The following is a 14,937-nucleotide window of genomic DNA, read 5'->3' on the forward strand; positions in this document are numbered from 1 at the left end:
CCGCCGGCCGGGGCGGCGGTTGCGTGGCGTCCTCAGAGCCAGACCGGCGCGTCCGTCCCCCAGCGCCCCGGCGGGCGGGACCAGTCGGTGGGCGCGCCGGTGTAGGCGATGGGCGGCAGGGCGTGGCGCAGCCGTCCGTAGGCGGAGTCGGTCTCGGCGAGCCACCGGGCCGGGTCGTACGCCCCGGTGTCCGGAGCACCGTCCGCCGGAGCGCCGTCCGCCGGGGCAGCAGGGGCGGGCGCCTCGGGCGGGATGCCGTGCAGCAGCCACGAGGCCGTACCGGCGAGGGAGAACCGCAGGTGCCGGCCGCCGGGCCGGCCGGTGCGCTGCTCGGTGAGGGCGCGCAGGACGGCGGCGGCGACGAGGTAGCCGGTGCCGTGGTCGAGGGCCTGGGCGGGCAGTACGCCCGGGCGGCCGTCGGGGCCGGCCTCGTGGGCGGCGATGCCGACGCCGGCCTGGACGAGGCTGTCGAAGCCGCGACGGCCGGCCCAGGGGCCGGTCCAGCCCCAGGCGCAGAGCTGCGCGACGATCAGGCCGGGGTGGCGGGCCGACAGTGCGTCGGGGGCGAGGCCGTGCGCGTCGAGGGCGCCGGGGCGGTAGCCGGTGACGAGGACGTCGGCGGTGGCGAGCAGGCCGTCGAAGACGGCGCGGTCGGCGGGATCGGTGAGGTCGAGGCGGGTGGAGCGCTTGCCGAAGCCGGTGTCGGCGTGGGCGTCGTCGGCCTCGGGGAGGTGGGGCGGGTCGACGCGCAGGACGTCGGCGCCCAGCAGGGCGAGGGTCCGGGTGGCGACCGGGCCGGCGATGACCCGGGTGAGGTCGAGGACGCGGATCCCGGCGGCGGGCCGCTCCGGGCCGGCGTCGCCGAGCGGGCGGACGGGCGCGGTGCCGGTCACCCGGCTCTCCATCAGGGGGTGCACGGTGGCACTCACCGGCGCGACGGCTACGGCGAGCGCCCCCGCTTCGAACGCCCGCTCCTGGACCTGCTCCGCCGGCAGTTCGCCCAGCAGCTTGGCGAGCATTTCGGGCCCGGCGTCGGCGGGCAGGTCGAGGGCGGCGAGCAGTCGGGTGCGGTGGTGCGGGTAGTTGGCGTGGGTGCGGACCCAGCCGTCGGCGGCGCGCCAGAAGCCGGAGTGCGGGGCGAAGCTGACGGGCGTGCGGCCGTCGACGGTCAGGTGGCGTTCGCTGACGAAGGCCATGGCGACGGCGCCCTGGTCCACCCGGACGGCGGGGACCAGGCCGCCGGCGCGGTGGGCGGCGAGTTCGGCGGCGGCCAGCGAGCAGGCGGCCACGGTGGCCCGGGCGAGCCTGCGCACCGGCAGGCCGGAGGCCAGGACGTCACCGGGGCCGTGGAAGGAGACCCGCCCCAGCAGCTCGGCCGATCCGCCGAGGGCGGCCCAGAGGTCGGCGGTGGGCCGGTCCGCAGGTTCCCCTCCGGCGGCGGGCTGTTCGGTGGACGCGGGCTGATCGCCGGACGCGGGCTGATCGGCGGGCCAGGTGCCGGGGAAGGTCGGACGCTCTGTCATGCCCGGCATTGTGCTCCCGTTCTCAGGCGCTCGCCGTGACGCCCGCCACCAGCATCAGCAGCACCGCCGAGACGAGGGTCATCCGGCGCGCCGCGCGAGGGGTGCCGCCGAGCCGGCCGCCCAGGCGTCCGCTGGCGTGCGCGACCAGCCCGTACACGACGGCGCAGGCCAGCACGTTGAGCGAGCCGAGGGCGAGCACCTGCCCGCCGACCGGCAGCGCGGCGCCCGGCTCGACGAACTGCGGCACCAGGGAGAGGTAGAGCAGCAGCCCCTTGGGGTTGAGCAGGGCGGTCAGCATGCTCTGACGCAGCACGGTCGCGGTGGGCTGCGGCTTGGGCTCGGTGAGGGCCGTGGCGCCCCCGCCCTTGCGCAGCGCGAGCAGCATGGTGACGGCCAGCACCAGCAGGTACGCGGCGCCGGTGAGGCGCAGGACGGGCAGGGCGGCGGGGACGGCACGCAGCGCGGCGGCCAGGCCGGCGCTGGAGAGCAGGGTGTGGACGGCGTAGCCGGCGCAGACGCCGCCGACCGCGATGAAGGCGGCGCGCCGACCCTGGCCGAGGCCTCGGGCGGCGATGTAGAGCCAGTCGGGCCCCGGTGTGCAGACCAGCAGCAGGTCGACTCCGAGGAAGAGGAGGAGGGCGTGGGTGTCCATGGGTGGCGGTGACCTGTCGTGCTCGTTCGGGCGGGTCCCGGCCGTTGGTCCGGTGATCCTCGCGGCACCTGTCCGGTGCGTTCGGTCACTGAAGGTAGCCGGATAGCCCTGGCACGCGATGGCCACTTCCTGCTGGCCCGGCCCGCCTTTTGGCAGAATATTGCGCCATGGACCGAATCGACCGCAGAATCCTCCGCGAGCTCCAGCAGGACGGCCGCCTGACCAACGCCGACCTGGCCGCCCGGGTGGACCTCACCCCCTCCCCCTGCCTGCGCCGGGTCCGACAACTGGAGCAGGACGGCGTGATCCGCGGCTACCGGGCGCTCCTGGACGGCACAGCGGTCGGACGCGGCTTCCAACCGTTCGTCACGATCACCATGCGTCACGAGGATCAGGTGACGGTCGCCGAGTTCGAACGCCGGGTGGCGGAGCTGCCGGAAGTGGTGGAGGCGCACCGCCTCTTCGGGGAACCCGACTACCTGCTGCGCATCGCGGTGGCCGACATCGCCGCGTACGAGCGCTTCATCACCGACGTGCTCTCGGGCCTGCCGGGGATCGCGCAGGTCAACTCGCATCTGACGATGAAGCAGGTGAAGGCCGACCGGGGGCTGCCGATCGGCGGGTAGGCTGCGAACGGGGGCCGCCGCGGCCGCCCGTACGGGGGACAGCGCGACAAGGGGAGCTCCATGCACGCGGTCCGCCGCCTCGATCTCGGGTACTTCGTCCGGCCTGCGTCCGAGGTGGGCGGCCCGGAGCCGCGGGTGGAGCCGGTCCTCGCGTACCTGGTCCGCCGCCCGGAGGGGCTGCTGCTGTTCGACACCGGGATCGGCGCAGGCGAGCCCGAGACCGAAGCGCACTACCGCCCGGTCCGCCGCCCGCTGACGGAGGCGCTCGCGGCCGTCGGCGTCGCCTGCGCCGACATCGACCTGGTGGTCAACTGCCACCTCCACTTCGACCACTGCGGCGGCAATCCGCTGCTCGCCGGCACGCCCGTCCTCGTCCAGGCGGCCGAACTGGCCGCCGCCCGGCGCGGCGCGTACACCATCGACGCGCTGGTCGACTTCCCCGGCGCCGACTACCGCGAACTGGACGGCGAGACGGAGGTCTGGCCGGGCGTACGGGTGCTGCCGACGCCCGGGCACACCGGCGGCCACCAGTCACTGGTGGTCGAGCGGCCCGGCGGCGGCGCGGTGATGCTGGCCGGGCAGGCGTACGACTTCGCGTCCGAGTACGGCCAGGCGGTGCTCGCCCGGCGGGCGTCGCGCGAGGGCGTGGCCGCGCCGCTGCCCGGTTACCGGGCCTGGCTGGACCGGGTGGCGGAGTACGGGCCGCGCCGGGTTCTGTTCGCGCACGACCACGCGGTCTGGGAACCGGTCGGATAGGGCCAACGGCCGGGCCAGGCACAGTTCAGGGGGTCCGGAGGCTCGGAGGCTCGGAGGGCTCTGAGAGTTCAGAGTGCTCAGAGGACTCGGAGGGTTCAGAACGTGAAGCGCAGCGACCGGACCCGGTGGTCGAAGTTGGACGGCACGATGTCCGGCTCGCCGACCGACCGCACCTCGGGCAGCCGGGCGAACAGCTCGCGGAACAGCACCTTCATCTCCTGCCGGGCCAGGTGCGCCCCGATGCAGTAGTGCGGCCCTCCGCCGCCGAAGCCGAGGTGGGGGTTGGGCGTGCGGGTGATGTCGAACGCGTCCGGGTCGGGGAAGACCGTCTCGTCCCGGTTGGCCGAGCCGAAGAACAGGGCGACCTTCTCCCCCGCGCGCAGCAGCGGGCCCCCGGGGCCGCCGAGCTCGTGGTCGACGGCGAGGGTCCGGCGGAAGTGGATGATCGGCGTGGCGTGGCGGATGATCTCGTCGACCGCACCGCCGAGCCCCCCGTCGAGGTCCGCGAGCAGCAGGGCGCGCTGCTCCGGGTGCGCGGTCAGCAGGTGCAGGCCGTGGGCGAGCGCGTTGCGGGTGGTCTCCACACCGGCGACCAGCAGCAGGGAGAAGAACGCGCCGAGTTCGCGTCCGGTGAGCCGGCGGCCGTCCACGTCGGCGGTGACCAGGGCGGAGATCAGGTCCTCGGTGGGCCGGCGGCGGCGCTCACGACCGATCGAGGCGACCATGCCCTGCATGCGGGCCAGCGCCAGCAGCCCGCGCCCGGGCATCCGGATCCGGCGGCGCAGCGGGCGGGCCACGCCGATGTTCTCGGAGGCGTGGTTGACCTGGTCCAGGATCATTCGGCGCGGATGTTCCGGGATCCCCATCATGGTGCAGATCACCTGGAAGGGGAGCTCGGCGGCCACGGAGGTGACGAAGTCCTCCGGCCGCCGCCGCTCGACGTCGTCGACCAGGCGGGTGGCGACGCGGCGGATGTCCTCCTCGACCTGGCCGAGCAGCCGGGGGGTGAAGGCTCGCGAGACGATCCTGCGCAGTTGGGCGTGCCGGGGGTCGTCGAGGTTGACCATCGAGTCGCCGAACACCAGCCGGACCCAGCGGGGCGGTTCCGGGGTGGTGACGCCGGGGCCGCTGAGGAACACCGCGGGGGTCCGGCTGGCCTCGACCACGTCGGCGTGGCGGACCAGCGCGTGGAAGCCCCGGCCGGCGGCGGGATCGCCGAAGAACACCGGCGCGGGGCGTCGGCGCAGTTCGGCGAAGGCGGCCGCGCGGGCGGGGGCGGGCAGCTGCCAGAAGCGGGGGTCGGCGAGGTCGGCGGCGGGGGCCGCCAAGCCGGTCGAGGTCTCCATGGCCGGGCCTCCTGCTTCGCGTTCGGCGTCCGCCCGGCAACCACTATCGGTACCGGGGTGTGCACATTTAGTGAGCAAGCGGGGGGTGATGTCAAACCGCGTCGATGGTCGTACGAACGGGTTGGTTCGGCGGCCGGGCCGGACTCTCGACACACGGAGGCACGGGGCCGGGCATGGTCTCACGGGGTGGAACCGGCCAATACCGGAGGGTGCGGTCCGGGCCGGGCGGGGCGGGTGCGACGATGAGTGCCATCGTGATGACCGACCGGATCCGCCTGCTGCGCGCCGTGGTCTTCGCCGCGCTGTGCGTGGCGCTGGCCGCCGCGGCGCACGTCGCCATGGCCGGAGCCGGGGTCTCACCACCGGTGCTGATCGGCGCGTTCGGGGCCGTCCTCGGTCTGACCTGGCTGCTCGCCGGCAAGCGGCGCGGGCTCGGCGCGATCAGCGCCTGGATGGTCGCGGCCCAGAGCGCGCTGCACCTGCTGTTCGAACAGGCCGCGGCGCTCGGCCGGGGAGGCGGCGGTCTCGGCCGGCTCGCCACCACGGACTGGGCCGCGCTGCTGCTCTGCAACCCCGAGCGGATCCCCGGCGGGCTCTCCCCCGCCGAGCTGGCCCGGATGGCGGGCCTCGACCCGGACGTCCCGCCCGCCGCCAACGGCCTGCACACCATGGCGGGCATGCACCACGGGACGGCGGCGGGTGTGGTTTCCGCCCCGGTATCGGTATCCACGTCCGCGTCGGTCTCCGCGTCCGCTTCGGCTTCGGCTTCGGCTTCGGCTTCGGCTTCGGCTTCGGCCGATGGGACGGCGCTGGACGCGGCCGGGATGGCGGGGATGCCCGGCATGCCGGGTACGTCGGGCCTGTCCGGAGCATCCGCCGCACACGGGATGCCCTCCGGGACGGCACACGGCATGGCACACGACATGGCGCACGGGATGTCCTTCGGGATGATCGCCGCCCACGCGCTCGCCGCGCTGGCCTGCGCGCTGCTGCTGTGGCGCGGTGACGCCGCGCTGGTCCGGCTCTTCGACCTGCTCGGCGCGCTCGGCACCGTGGTCGCGGGAGTGCTGGTGCTCCCGCTGCTGGCGCTGTTCGCGCGCCCCTTCGGCTACCGCCCGCCGGCTGCACCCCGACCCACCGGCGGCCGGACCCGGCCATCCCGGTCGGTGCTGCTCACTCATGCCGTGGTCCGGCGCGGCCCGCCGGCGCTCGCCCTCGCCTGCTGACGCGCCCGCCGTCCCCACTCCTGCGCCTACCGCCCGGCAGCCCACCGCCGCCGGGGACCGCAGGGCCCACGGGGTTCGCTCGGCGGGCAGGTCGCCCTGCCGCTCGGCCGCGCCTTCGCCGCCGTGCCGCCAGGGCCCGGACCCACGCCCGCCCGCCGCCTCCTCCGTGGAGGCGCCGCGGGCCGCGCGGAAGTCCCATGGACGCCGGCGGCGCCGCCTCGGGTGGCGCCGCTCCCAGCCCTCCCCTCAGGACCTTCGCATGCCTGACTACGACGGCGCACCGGCTTGGGCCGGCGCCACCGTCCTACCGCTCCACGGCCTCCGGCCCGTCCGGAGCCTGACCGCCCCCGAACCCCCGCACGCCGAGTCCGTCCAGCAAGCGGGCCGACCACTCGTCCGACGGGCCGGCGGCGGCGCCCGCCCGGACGCGGCCGCGCAGTTGCTCGGCCCGCTCCAGCCACGCGCGGCAACCGGCGCAGCGCGCGACGTGCCCGTCCAGCCGGCCACCCGACAGTCCGGTCGGTTCGCCGTCGAGCCGGGCCGACAGGGCGGTACGGAACTGCGCGCATCTCATACGACCATCGTCCCGCACTGCCCTCACGGTGGGACCGGCCGGGTGGGAGGCCACCGTGGATGACGAGCAGCTCACCGCGCTCGCACTGACCGCCCGCGCGGGCCGGGCCCCGGACGTCGAGGCCTTCGTCCGCGCCACCCAGCGGGACGTCTGGCGGTTCGTCGCCCACCTCACCGACGTCCAGTCCGCCGACGACCTCGCGCAGGAGACCTTCCTGCGCGCGCTGCGCGGCCTGCCCGCGTTCGCCGGCCGCTCCTCGGCCCGCACCTGGCTGCTGTCGATCGCCCGGCGCACGGTGATCGACCGGTACCGGACGGCCGCCGCCCGACCGCGCTGCGCGGCGCTGCCGGACTGGCAGGAGGCGGCGGAGCGGCAGGGGGCCGAACCGGCAGCCGGGTTCGAGGACGGCGTCGCGCTCGGGGACCTGCTCGACCGGGTGCCCGCCCAGCGGCGGGAGGCCTTCGTCCTCACCCAGATGGTCGGCCTGAGCTACGCCGAGGCGGCCGAGGTCGCCGGCTGCCCGATCGGCACCGTGCGCTCCCGAGTCGCCCGCGCCCGGGAGGAGCTGATAGCCCGGCTCCGAGCGGCCGAGGGCGGGGAACTCGCAGCGGCCTGCTGAGCGGGGGCAGGTAGCGGGTAACAGATGACAACTAACAGATAACAGATTTCGAAATCTGTTAGTTGTTAGTTGTTAGTTGTCTGCTGTCGGTTGCCATCCGTCCGCCGCCCCCGTCTGTCCGTCCGAAAATTCCTTCACATGTTCGGAACTGGAGCCCCCGCGCCTCCGACTGCTGTACCGGACCCCGCCGCCGAGGCGGTGTCCGGGACAGCAGTCGGGCAACGGAGGGACTTCATGGCAGCGCAACAGCCGCTGACCGCCGCTACGTTGATGGACAGTCAGGCACAACCTGCAGACCGGTGGATCCTGGTCGTGGCCGCCGGGCTGCTCTCGTTCGTCGCGATGCTCGACATGAACGTGGTCAACCTGGCCCTCACCGACATCTCGGCCAGCCTGCACGTGTCCGCCGGGGTCGCCCAGTGGGCCACCCTCGGCTACCAACTCCCGCTGGTGGCACTCCTCTTGCCCGCCGGGCGCTGGCTGGACCAGGTGGGCACCCGCTCGGCGCTGCTGCTCGCCGTCAGTTGCTTCGCCGCGTGCAGCGTGCTGGCCTCCCTCGCCCCCTGGGCGGGCTGGCTGATCGCCGCCCGACTGCTCCAGGGCGCCTTCGGCGCGGTGCTGTTCGTCCTGATGCCGGTGCTGGCCGCCACCTCCGTCCGCCCCGAATCGCGCGGACGGGCGATGAGCATCCCGGCGACGCTCGGCCCGCTCGGCGCCGTCACCGGGCCGGTCATCGGCGGCCTGCTACTGGACCACTTCGGCTGGCGGGCGGTCTTCCTGATCAAGCTGCCGGTCTGCCTGGCCGCCGTGCTGATCGTGCGCCGGTACGCCCCGCGGCGGGGCCACCTGCGCCCGCCCGACCGGGCGTCGCTCGGCGACGCCGCCCTGATAGGCGCGGCCGTCGCTGCCGTGCTGCTCGCGCTGACCCTGGCCCCGGAGGCGCCGCTGTGGCTGCTGCTGGCGCTGCCCGCCGCCCCCCTGGTGCTGGTCTGGCTGCGCCGCCCCGGGGGCAGGCCGGTCGCCGAGGTGCTGCGGGCCGCCGGAACCGTCGGGGTCAACGCGTCGGTGCTGGCCCTCGCCGCCGGCTTCGCGGCCTGCCACTACCTGCTCGCCCAGCACCTGCGCGGTCCGGGCGGCGAGAGCGCCACCGCCACCGCGCTCACCATGCTGGCCTTCCCGCTCGGCATGGTGCTGGCCGGCCGGGTCGGCGGACGGCTGGCCGACCGCTGGGGCGCCCGCCCGACCGCGCTCGCCGGCGCCGCCGTCACCACCCTCGGCCTGGCGCTGCTCGTCCCGCTGGACACCGGCTGGTCCGCCGCCGACATCGCCTGGCGGCTCGCCCTGGCCGGTGTCGGGATGGGCCTCAACGGTGGCCCCACCCAGGCCCTGGTGATGACCGCCTCGCCCCCCGGGAAGCTCGCCACCGCAGGCTCCGCCGTCCAACTGGCCCGCAGCCTGGGCTTCGCCCTCGGCCCGGCCCTGGCCGGCGCCGCCGCGCTGGCCGGCGACCGCGCCACCACCGGCACCCGGACGGGCATCGCCCTGGCCGCCCTGGTCGCGGCGACGGCCGTGGCACTGCTCGCCCTGCACCGCCGCCCACGGACCTGAGCCTGCCGGACCGCGCCTCCCCAACTCCCAACGCCCGCGTGCCCAGAGCCCGTACCCCAGAGCCCATACCCGAGAGCCCGCACCCCGCCATGCCCGCACCACCGGAGGAACACCGCAGATGACCGACACCGTCCACGATCCGGCGCCGGCCCACCCGGCGGACGAACCGCGCTGCCCGTACGGGTACGACCAACTCCCGGACCCCATACCGCTGTACGGCCCCGCGTACAAGAGCGACCCGTACCCGCTCTACCGGCGGATGCGCGAGGCCGGGCCGGTGCACCGGGTGGAGTTCCCGAGCGGCATCCACGCCTGGCTGGTCACCGGCTACCAGGCCGCCCACGAGACCCTCAACGACCCCAGGTTCGGCAAGAACCACGCACTGGGCAACGAGAACTGGCACAAGCTGGCGTCGATCATGCCCGAGCCGCAGCACTCCCAGTTGCAGGTCCACCTGCTGCACCAGGACCCGCCCAAGCACACCACGATGCGCCGGCTCGTCCTGGACGCCTTCGCGCCGCGCCGGGTGGAGTCGTTGCGCCCGCGCTTCCAGGAGCTGGCCGACGCGCTGGTCGACGAACTGCCCGAGACCGGCGGCGCCGATCTGGTGGCCGGCTTCGCGGCGCACTTCCCGTTCCGGGTGCTCGCCGAAGTGATCGGCCTGCCAGCCGAGTTGGCGGTGCGGTTCGACCGCGACTGGGGCAAGGTCGTGCAGCCCGTCGGCCCGCACGATCCGGGCCGCCCGGCGTACGAGGCGCGGCTGCGCGGCCTCCAGACGTACATCGCCGACGTGGTCGCCCACAAGCGCGCCGGGAACCCCTCCGATGGCCACGACCGGCACGACCCGGACACGGCCGGCGCCGACCTGCTGGGCCGGCTCGTCGCCGCCCACGACGCGGGCGAGTTGAGCCGCGAGGAGCTGGACTCCATGGTGTTCCAGCTGTTGGTCGCGGGCCAGGAGCCGGTCACCAACCAGATCACCACCATGCTGATCACGCTGCTGCGCCACCCCGACCAGCTCGCCCGGCTGCGCGACTCCCTCTCCGAGGGGCCCGCCCACGACCCCGGCCTGTTGGCCCGCGCGGTGGAGGAACTGCTGCGCCACGACGCCGCGTTCGAGCTCACCACCTGGCGGTTCCTCGCCGAGGACGGAGACCTGTTCGGGACCACCGTCCCGGCCGGCGACTCGGTGATCGTCTCGCTGTGCGCCGCCAACCGGGACGAGACGCGGTTCCCGGACGCGGACCGCCTCGACCTCGACCGCACGCCCAACGCCCATCTCGCCTTCGGCCACGGCATCCACTACTGCCCCGGCGCCGCCCTGGCCCGGGCCGAACTCCAGACCGCCGTCGCCACCCTGCTCACCCGGCTGCCCGGACTGCGCCCGTCCGAGGCTGCCGACGAGGACCTGGACTCCCTCGCCTGGATCCCCGCCGTCCTGGCGCGCGGGGTCAACCGGCTGCCCGTCGGCTACGACCGGCGCGCCTGAGCCGGGGCCCTCGGCCACCCTGCGAACACCCCGCGGCCGCGCCCGCCCGCCGACGTCCGCCCGACGTCCGCCCGACGTCGGCCCGGCGTCCGCTCCACGCCCGCACCACCTTCCACGGAGGACCACCATGCCGCCCGCCGGCACCGTTTCCACCCGCCACCACCACACCGCACCTGCGCCCACGCCCGCGCCGGAGCCCGCACCGGAGCCCGCGAACACCGGGGGCGGCACCGACCAGCAGGACGCCGCACGGCTCGCCGCCCGGATCCTCGGCCTGCTGCTGCCGCACCGCCGCGCCTCCGACCCGGGGCTGGACGCCAAGCCCGAGCATTTCCCGTTCCAGCTGGCCCAGTTGACGGACTTCATCACCGCCGGCGACCCGATCCTCTTCACCCTGCCCGGCTTCCCCTGCAAGTCGCCGAACCCCGCGAAGGTGCTCAGCCACCTGCCCGACGAGGGCGAACGGCTGTCGCTCACCTTCCTCGACGGGCTCTGCGCGGAGATCGGCGGGTACTACGAGCCCGGCGCGCGGATCCTGATCTGCTCGGACGGGCACATCTTCGGCGACCTCGTCCACGTCCCCGACGACCACATCGACGAGTACTCCGACGAGTTGACGGCGATGATCGGGCGCGAGGACCTCGCCCACCTCGCCACCTTCGACCTGCGGGACGTCCTCGGCGACCTGCCGTACGACGACAAGCGCGCCCGGGTGCACGCCCAGTACGCGCCGAGCGTCGAGGAGTTGCGCGAGCAGGTGCTGACGGACGAGGAGACCCTGCGGCTCTACCGCGGCATCACCCGCTTCCTGACCGACGACACCGTCGGCTTCACCGGCACCCGCTCCGCCCTGCAGCGCGACTGCCGCCGCCGCGCGTACGGGGTGATCCAGCGCAGCCGCGCCTGGGGCGAGTTGATCGCCGAGCAGCACCCCCGGTCGGTCCGGCTGTCCATCCACCCGCAGCCGGCGGGCGCACCGAAGTTCGGCATCCGGCTGCTGGAGGCCGCCGACGCCTGGATGACGCCCTGGCACTCCTCGGTACTCCACCGCGCCGACGGGGACTGGGAGTTGCTGCGCAGCGAGGACGCCGCGCAGCGCGGCCGGCTGGTCGAACTCGACGGCCGGCCGAGCCACTACGAGGCGCTCTGACGCGCGGGCTCCACCCCGGCGGCGTCCAACCCGACGAACCCCGCCCCACCAGCATCCGCCCCGGCCCCGGCACCCTCCACCGGAGCCGGGGCGGTCGGGACGGCCGGGGTCGGGACGGCCGGGGTCGGGGCGGCCGGGGTTCGGTGATCGAAGGCGATCAACGGGTCACCGGTGAGCGGGTGTTCGACCACTGCCGCCCGGACGCCGAACACCTCGGCCAGCAGCTCCGCGGTCAGCACCTCGCGCGGCGCCCCGGAGGCCACCAGGGCGCCGCGGTGCAGGACGTGCAGCCGGTCGCAGACGGAGGCGGCCGCGTTGAGGTCGTGCAGCGCGACCAGGGTGGTGCGGCGCTGGTCCCGCAGCAGGGCGAGGAGTTCGACCTGGTGCCGGACGTCCAGGTGGTTGGTCGGCTCGTCCAGCACCAGGACGTCCGGCTGCTGGGCCAGCGCGCGGGCCAGCAGCACCCGTTGCCGTTCGCCCCCGGACAGTTGGGCGAAGCGGCGGTCGGCGGCGTCCGCCATGCCGACCCGTACCAGCGCGTCGGCGGTGATCCGGTGGTCCTCGGCGTCGTCGCCGGCGAACGACCGCTTGTAGGGGGTGCGGCCCATCGCGACCACTTCGCGGACGCTCAACTCGAAGTCCCCGCCCCGCTCCTGCGGCAGCGCGGCGATGTGCCGGGCGGACTGCGCGGGGCGCAGCCCGGCCAGGTCGCGCCCGGCCAGCAGCACCCGCCCGGCGCTCGGCCGCAGGTGCCGGTAGACGGTGCGCAGCAGGCTGGACTTGCCGCTGCCGTTGGGCCCGACCAGGCCGGCGATCTCCCCCTCCTCGGCGACCAGGTGGACGCCGGCCACCACCGCCCGCCCGGACAGGGTGACGCTCAGGTCCTCGACGGCGATCCTCACGTGCGCTCCAGTCGTCGGTCCAGCAGGTAGAGCAGGGTGGGGGCGCCGAGGACGGCGGTGACCACGCCGATCGGCAGTTCCTGGCCGTCCAGCGCGGTGCGGGCCACGGTGTCGACCACGACCAGCAGCAGTGCGCCGGTGAGCGCGGACAGCGGCAGCAGGCGCCGGTGGTCGCCGCCGACGAGCAGGCGGCAGACGTGCGGCACCATCAGTCCGACGAAGCCGATCGCGCCGGAGACCGCGACCAGCACGCCGGTGAGCACGCTGGTGACGACGAAGACCTCCCGGCGCAGCCGGGTGACGTCCACGCCGAGCCCGGCGGCCGTCTCGTCGCCCATGAGCATCGCGTTGAGCCCGCGGGCACGGGCCTGGAGCAGGGCCAGCCCGAGCACCACCGCGACGGCGGGGACAGCGAGTTGGGCCCAGACCGCGCCGCCGAGACTACCCATCAGCCAGAACAGCACGCCACGAGTCTGCTGCTCGTCGCGGGTCTGCAGGACGAGGTAGCTGGTGATGCCGCCGAGGAACTGGGCGATGGCGATGCCCGCGAGGACCAGGCGCAGCGGGGAGAAGCCGCCGCCGCGCCGGGCCGCCAGCCAGACCAGGGAGAACGCGGCGAGCGCGCCGGCGAAGGCCGCCAGGGAGACGGTGAGGCCGAGCGCGCTGCCGAAGGCGAGGTCGAGGCCGAGCGAGGTGCCGAGGACGATCGCCGCGACCGCCCCGAGGGAGGCGCCGGAGGAGATGCCGAGCAGGTAGGGGTCGGCGAGCGGGTTGCGGACCAGGGCCTGCACGGCCGTGCCGACCAGGCCGAGCCCGGCCCCGACCGTCGCCGCCAGCAGGGCGCGCGGGACGCGCAGCTGCCAGACGATGAGGTCGCGGGTGCCGGGTTCGGGGGCCCGCCCGGTGAGGTGGTGGGCGACCACCGACCAGACCTCGCCGGGCGGGATGTCCACCGCGCCGAACGACACGGCGGCGGTCAGCGCGAGCACCAGGGCGGCGGTCAGCGCGACGGCCAGCGGCCCGGCCCGCAGGGTGCGGGCCGGACGGGGCTCCTCGCGCCGATCGGCGGAGACGGCCGACGTCACCGTCTACTGCCCGTTCTTGACGAGGTCGGGGTGGACGGTGGCGGCGATCTGCCGGACGGCGTCGGCGTTGCGCACGCCCGCGATGGTGGTGACCTCGGAGCCGAGCCGCACGAAGTGGCCCTCCTGGACGGCCTTCAGGCCCTGGGTCGCGGGGAAGCCGCGCAGGAACGCCTCGGCGTCGTCGAAGGCCTTGCGGGTGGCCTCCTCGCTGCCCCGGTTGCGGACGGCGAGCTGGATCCAGTCCGGGTTCTTGGCGACGACGTCCTCCCAGGAGCCGGGCTTGAAGTCGGCGTCGCAGTCGGCGAACACGTTGCGGGCGCCGGCCTGGGTGATCACCGCGTTGGCGACCTGCCGGCCGCAGACCGCCACCGGCTGCTTGGTGCCGGCGTCGAAGTCGAAGACGAAGTAGCCGGGCCGCTGCGCCTCCGCGACGCCGGCGAGGGCGGTGCGCACCTCGCCGACCTGCTTCTCCATCCCGGTGACAAGTTCCTCCGCGCGGGCGGCCGTGCCGGTGACCGCGCCGAGGCGGCGGATGTCGTTCTCGACCCCGGACAGGTCGGTGCGCGGCGCCTTGGCGGCCTTGGGGGTGCCGGCGCAGGCGGTCGAGAGGAGGTAGACGTGCTGGATGCCGGCCGCCGCGAACTCCTCCTCGCTGGGCCCGGTGGCGCCGCCGCCCATCATCGGCATCGCGCCGAAGGTGTCGACGTAGAGGTCGGCGCCGGAGCCGAGCAGCTTCTCCTTGGGGATCGTCTTGTCGCCGAGCACCGGCACCTTGGCGCCCTGTTCGGCCAGGGCCGGCGGGAGGGTGCCCTTGCCGGGAGGGAAGCCGGTGCCGATCACCCGGTCGCCCGCGCCGAGTTGGAGCAGTATCTCCAGGGCGGCGGCATTGCTGGTGACGATCTTGGCGGGGGCCTTGGCGATGGTGGTCTCCCGGTCCGCGCAGTCGGCCACCTTGACGGGGTAGCCGCCGGCCGGGGCGGTCTGGGCGGCGCCGACCGCGCCGCGCTCTCCGCCTCCCCCGCCGCCGTTTCCGGCACCGCTTCCGGCACCGCTTCCGCAGGCCGTGGCGAACAGGGCGACGGCGGCCGCGATTCCGCAGACAACGCGAGGGCGCATGACAATTCTCCTGGTCGGTGATCGTGCCAGGGCGTGTCTGACAATTCGCGGCGGATCAGCGCGCGGCGTTGGGCGCCCGGCTGGGCGCGCCGGCGAAGCGTCCTCGTACTGGGTCGTACTTGGACGTTTCGCCGGTGCGTCCAGGCGGGATGCCCGGCGTCGCGCGCCCGGCGGGAATTGTCAGACACGCCCTAGGGGCCCGTCCTGCGAACCCGGACCAGGTAGTCGGCCGGACCGTCCGGGGGGTTCCCGGGGATTTCCGCAC

14 protein-coding genes are annotated in these 14,937 nt (G+C 74.9%); 7 read left to right on the top strand and 7 right to left on the bottom strand.

Annotation, left to right across the window (positions count from 1 at the left end):
• Positions 1–32: 32 nt before the first annotated feature.
• Together ACFVHI_RS09195 and ACFVHI_RS09200 are read right to left on the bottom strand one after the other, a co-directional pair.
• Entirely contained in the window at positions 33–1,523 is a 1,491-nt protein-coding gene (locus ACFVHI_RS09195) for a CoA transferase (RefSeq protein ID WP_380337205.1), read from the bottom strand.
• A gap of 22 nt (positions 1,524–1,545) precedes the next feature.
• Positions 1,546–2,175: a LysE family translocator gene (locus tag ACFVHI_RS09200; protein ID WP_063349873.1), complete on the bottom strand. Its 630-nt coding sequence runs from the start codon at positions 2,173–2,175 to the stop codon at positions 1,546–1,548.
• Between the two features lie 167 nt (positions 2,176–2,342).
• On the opposite strand from ACFVHI_RS09200, the gene ACFVHI_RS09205 reads away from it, so the two are divergent.
• Positions 2,343–2,801 (top strand): Lrp/AsnC family transcriptional regulator, encoded by a 459-nt coding sequence (locus tag ACFVHI_RS09205; protein WP_063349872.1) that lies wholly within the window; start codon positions 2,343–2,345, stop codon positions 2,799–2,801.
• A gap of 60 nt (positions 2,802–2,861) precedes the next feature.
• The gene (locus ACFVHI_RS09210; protein WP_063349871.1) at positions 2,862–3,557 is read left to right on the top strand and encodes an N-acyl homoserine lactonase family protein; all 696 of its coding nucleotides are present in this window, start codon (positions 2,862–2,864) and stop codon (positions 3,555–3,557) included.
• Between the two features lie 95 nt (positions 3,558–3,652).
• Here the strand turns inward: ACFVHI_RS09210 and ACFVHI_RS09215 are convergent, their stop codons facing one another.
• The gene (locus ACFVHI_RS09215) at positions 3,653–4,903 is read right to left on the bottom strand and encodes a cytochrome P450 (RefSeq protein WP_380337210.1); all 1,251 of its coding nucleotides are present in this window, start codon (positions 4,901–4,903) and stop codon (positions 3,653–3,655) included.
• 242 nt (positions 4,904–5,145) lie between these two features.
• On the opposite strand from ACFVHI_RS09215, the gene ACFVHI_RS09220 reads away from it, so the two are divergent.
• Positions 5,146–6,129, top strand: coding sequence for a hypothetical protein (locus ACFVHI_RS09220; protein ID WP_380337213.1), 984 nt, complete (start codon positions 5,146–5,148; stop codon positions 6,127–6,129).
• A 304-nt stretch (positions 6,130–6,433) separates the two neighbouring features.
• Here the strand turns inward: ACFVHI_RS09220 and ACFVHI_RS09225 are convergent, their stop codons facing one another.
• On the bottom strand, positions 6,434–6,703 hold the full coding sequence (locus ACFVHI_RS09225) for a zf-HC2 domain-containing protein (protein ID WP_380337215.1): 270 nt from the start codon (positions 6,701–6,703) through the stop codon (positions 6,434–6,436).
• 55 nt (positions 6,704–6,758) lie between these two features.
• On the opposite strand from ACFVHI_RS09225, the gene ACFVHI_RS09230 reads away from it, so the two are divergent.
• The 4 genes from ACFVHI_RS09230 (at position 6,759) to ACFVHI_RS09245 (ending at position 11,569) form a co-directional block, all read left to right on the top strand.
• Complete coding sequence (locus tag ACFVHI_RS09230) at positions 6,759–7,322, top strand: sigma-70 family RNA polymerase sigma factor (protein ID WP_079135986.1); 564 nt, start codon at positions 6,759–6,761, stop codon at positions 7,320–7,322.
• A 234-nt stretch (positions 7,323–7,556) separates the two neighbouring features.
• On the top strand, positions 7,557–8,930 hold the full coding sequence (locus tag ACFVHI_RS09235; protein WP_380337218.1) for an MFS transporter: 1,374 nt from the start codon (positions 7,557–7,559) through the stop codon (positions 8,928–8,930).
• A gap of 118 nt (positions 8,931–9,048) precedes the next feature.
• The gene (locus tag ACFVHI_RS09240; RefSeq protein WP_063349866.1) at positions 9,049–10,419 is read left to right on the top strand and encodes a cytochrome P450; all 1,371 of its coding nucleotides are present in this window, start codon (positions 9,049–9,051) and stop codon (positions 10,417–10,419) included.
• Between the two features lie 127 nt (positions 10,420–10,546).
• A complete protein-coding gene (locus ACFVHI_RS09245; protein ID WP_380337221.1) occupies positions 10,547–11,569 on the top strand; it encodes an L-tyrosine/L-tryptophan isonitrile synthase family protein in 1,023 nt (340 codons plus the stop codon).
• Here ACFVHI_RS09245 and ACFVHI_RS09250 read toward each other — a convergent pair.
• From ACFVHI_RS09250 to ACFVHI_RS09260, 3 genes are read right to left on the bottom strand one after another with little or no spacing between them, the layout of a single operon-like run.
• Positions 11,554–12,471, bottom strand: coding sequence for an ABC transporter ATP-binding protein (locus ACFVHI_RS09250; RefSeq protein WP_380337224.1), 918 nt, complete (start codon positions 12,469–12,471; stop codon positions 11,554–11,556). The two genes, ACFVHI_RS09245 and ACFVHI_RS09250, sit on opposite strands and share 16 nt — an antisense overlap.
• On the bottom strand, positions 12,468–13,556 hold the full coding sequence (locus ACFVHI_RS09255; protein ID WP_380337227.1) for a FecCD family ABC transporter permease: 1,089 nt from the start codon (positions 13,554–13,556) through the stop codon (positions 12,468–12,470). The genes ACFVHI_RS09250 and ACFVHI_RS09255 overlap by 4 nt, the downstream gene beginning before the upstream one ends.
• 3 nt (positions 13,557–13,559) lie before the next feature.
• Entirely contained in the window at positions 13,560–14,672 is a 1,113-nt protein-coding gene (locus tag ACFVHI_RS09260; protein WP_380337230.1) for an ABC transporter substrate-binding protein, read from the bottom strand.
• Between the last annotated feature and the right edge of the window lie 265 nt (positions 14,673–14,937).

The organism is Kitasatospora sp. NPDC127121, assembly GCF_042677305.1.
In the GTDB taxonomy this organism is placed as follows: domain Bacteria; phylum Actinomycetota; class Actinomycetes; order Streptomycetales; family Streptomycetaceae; genus Kitasatospora.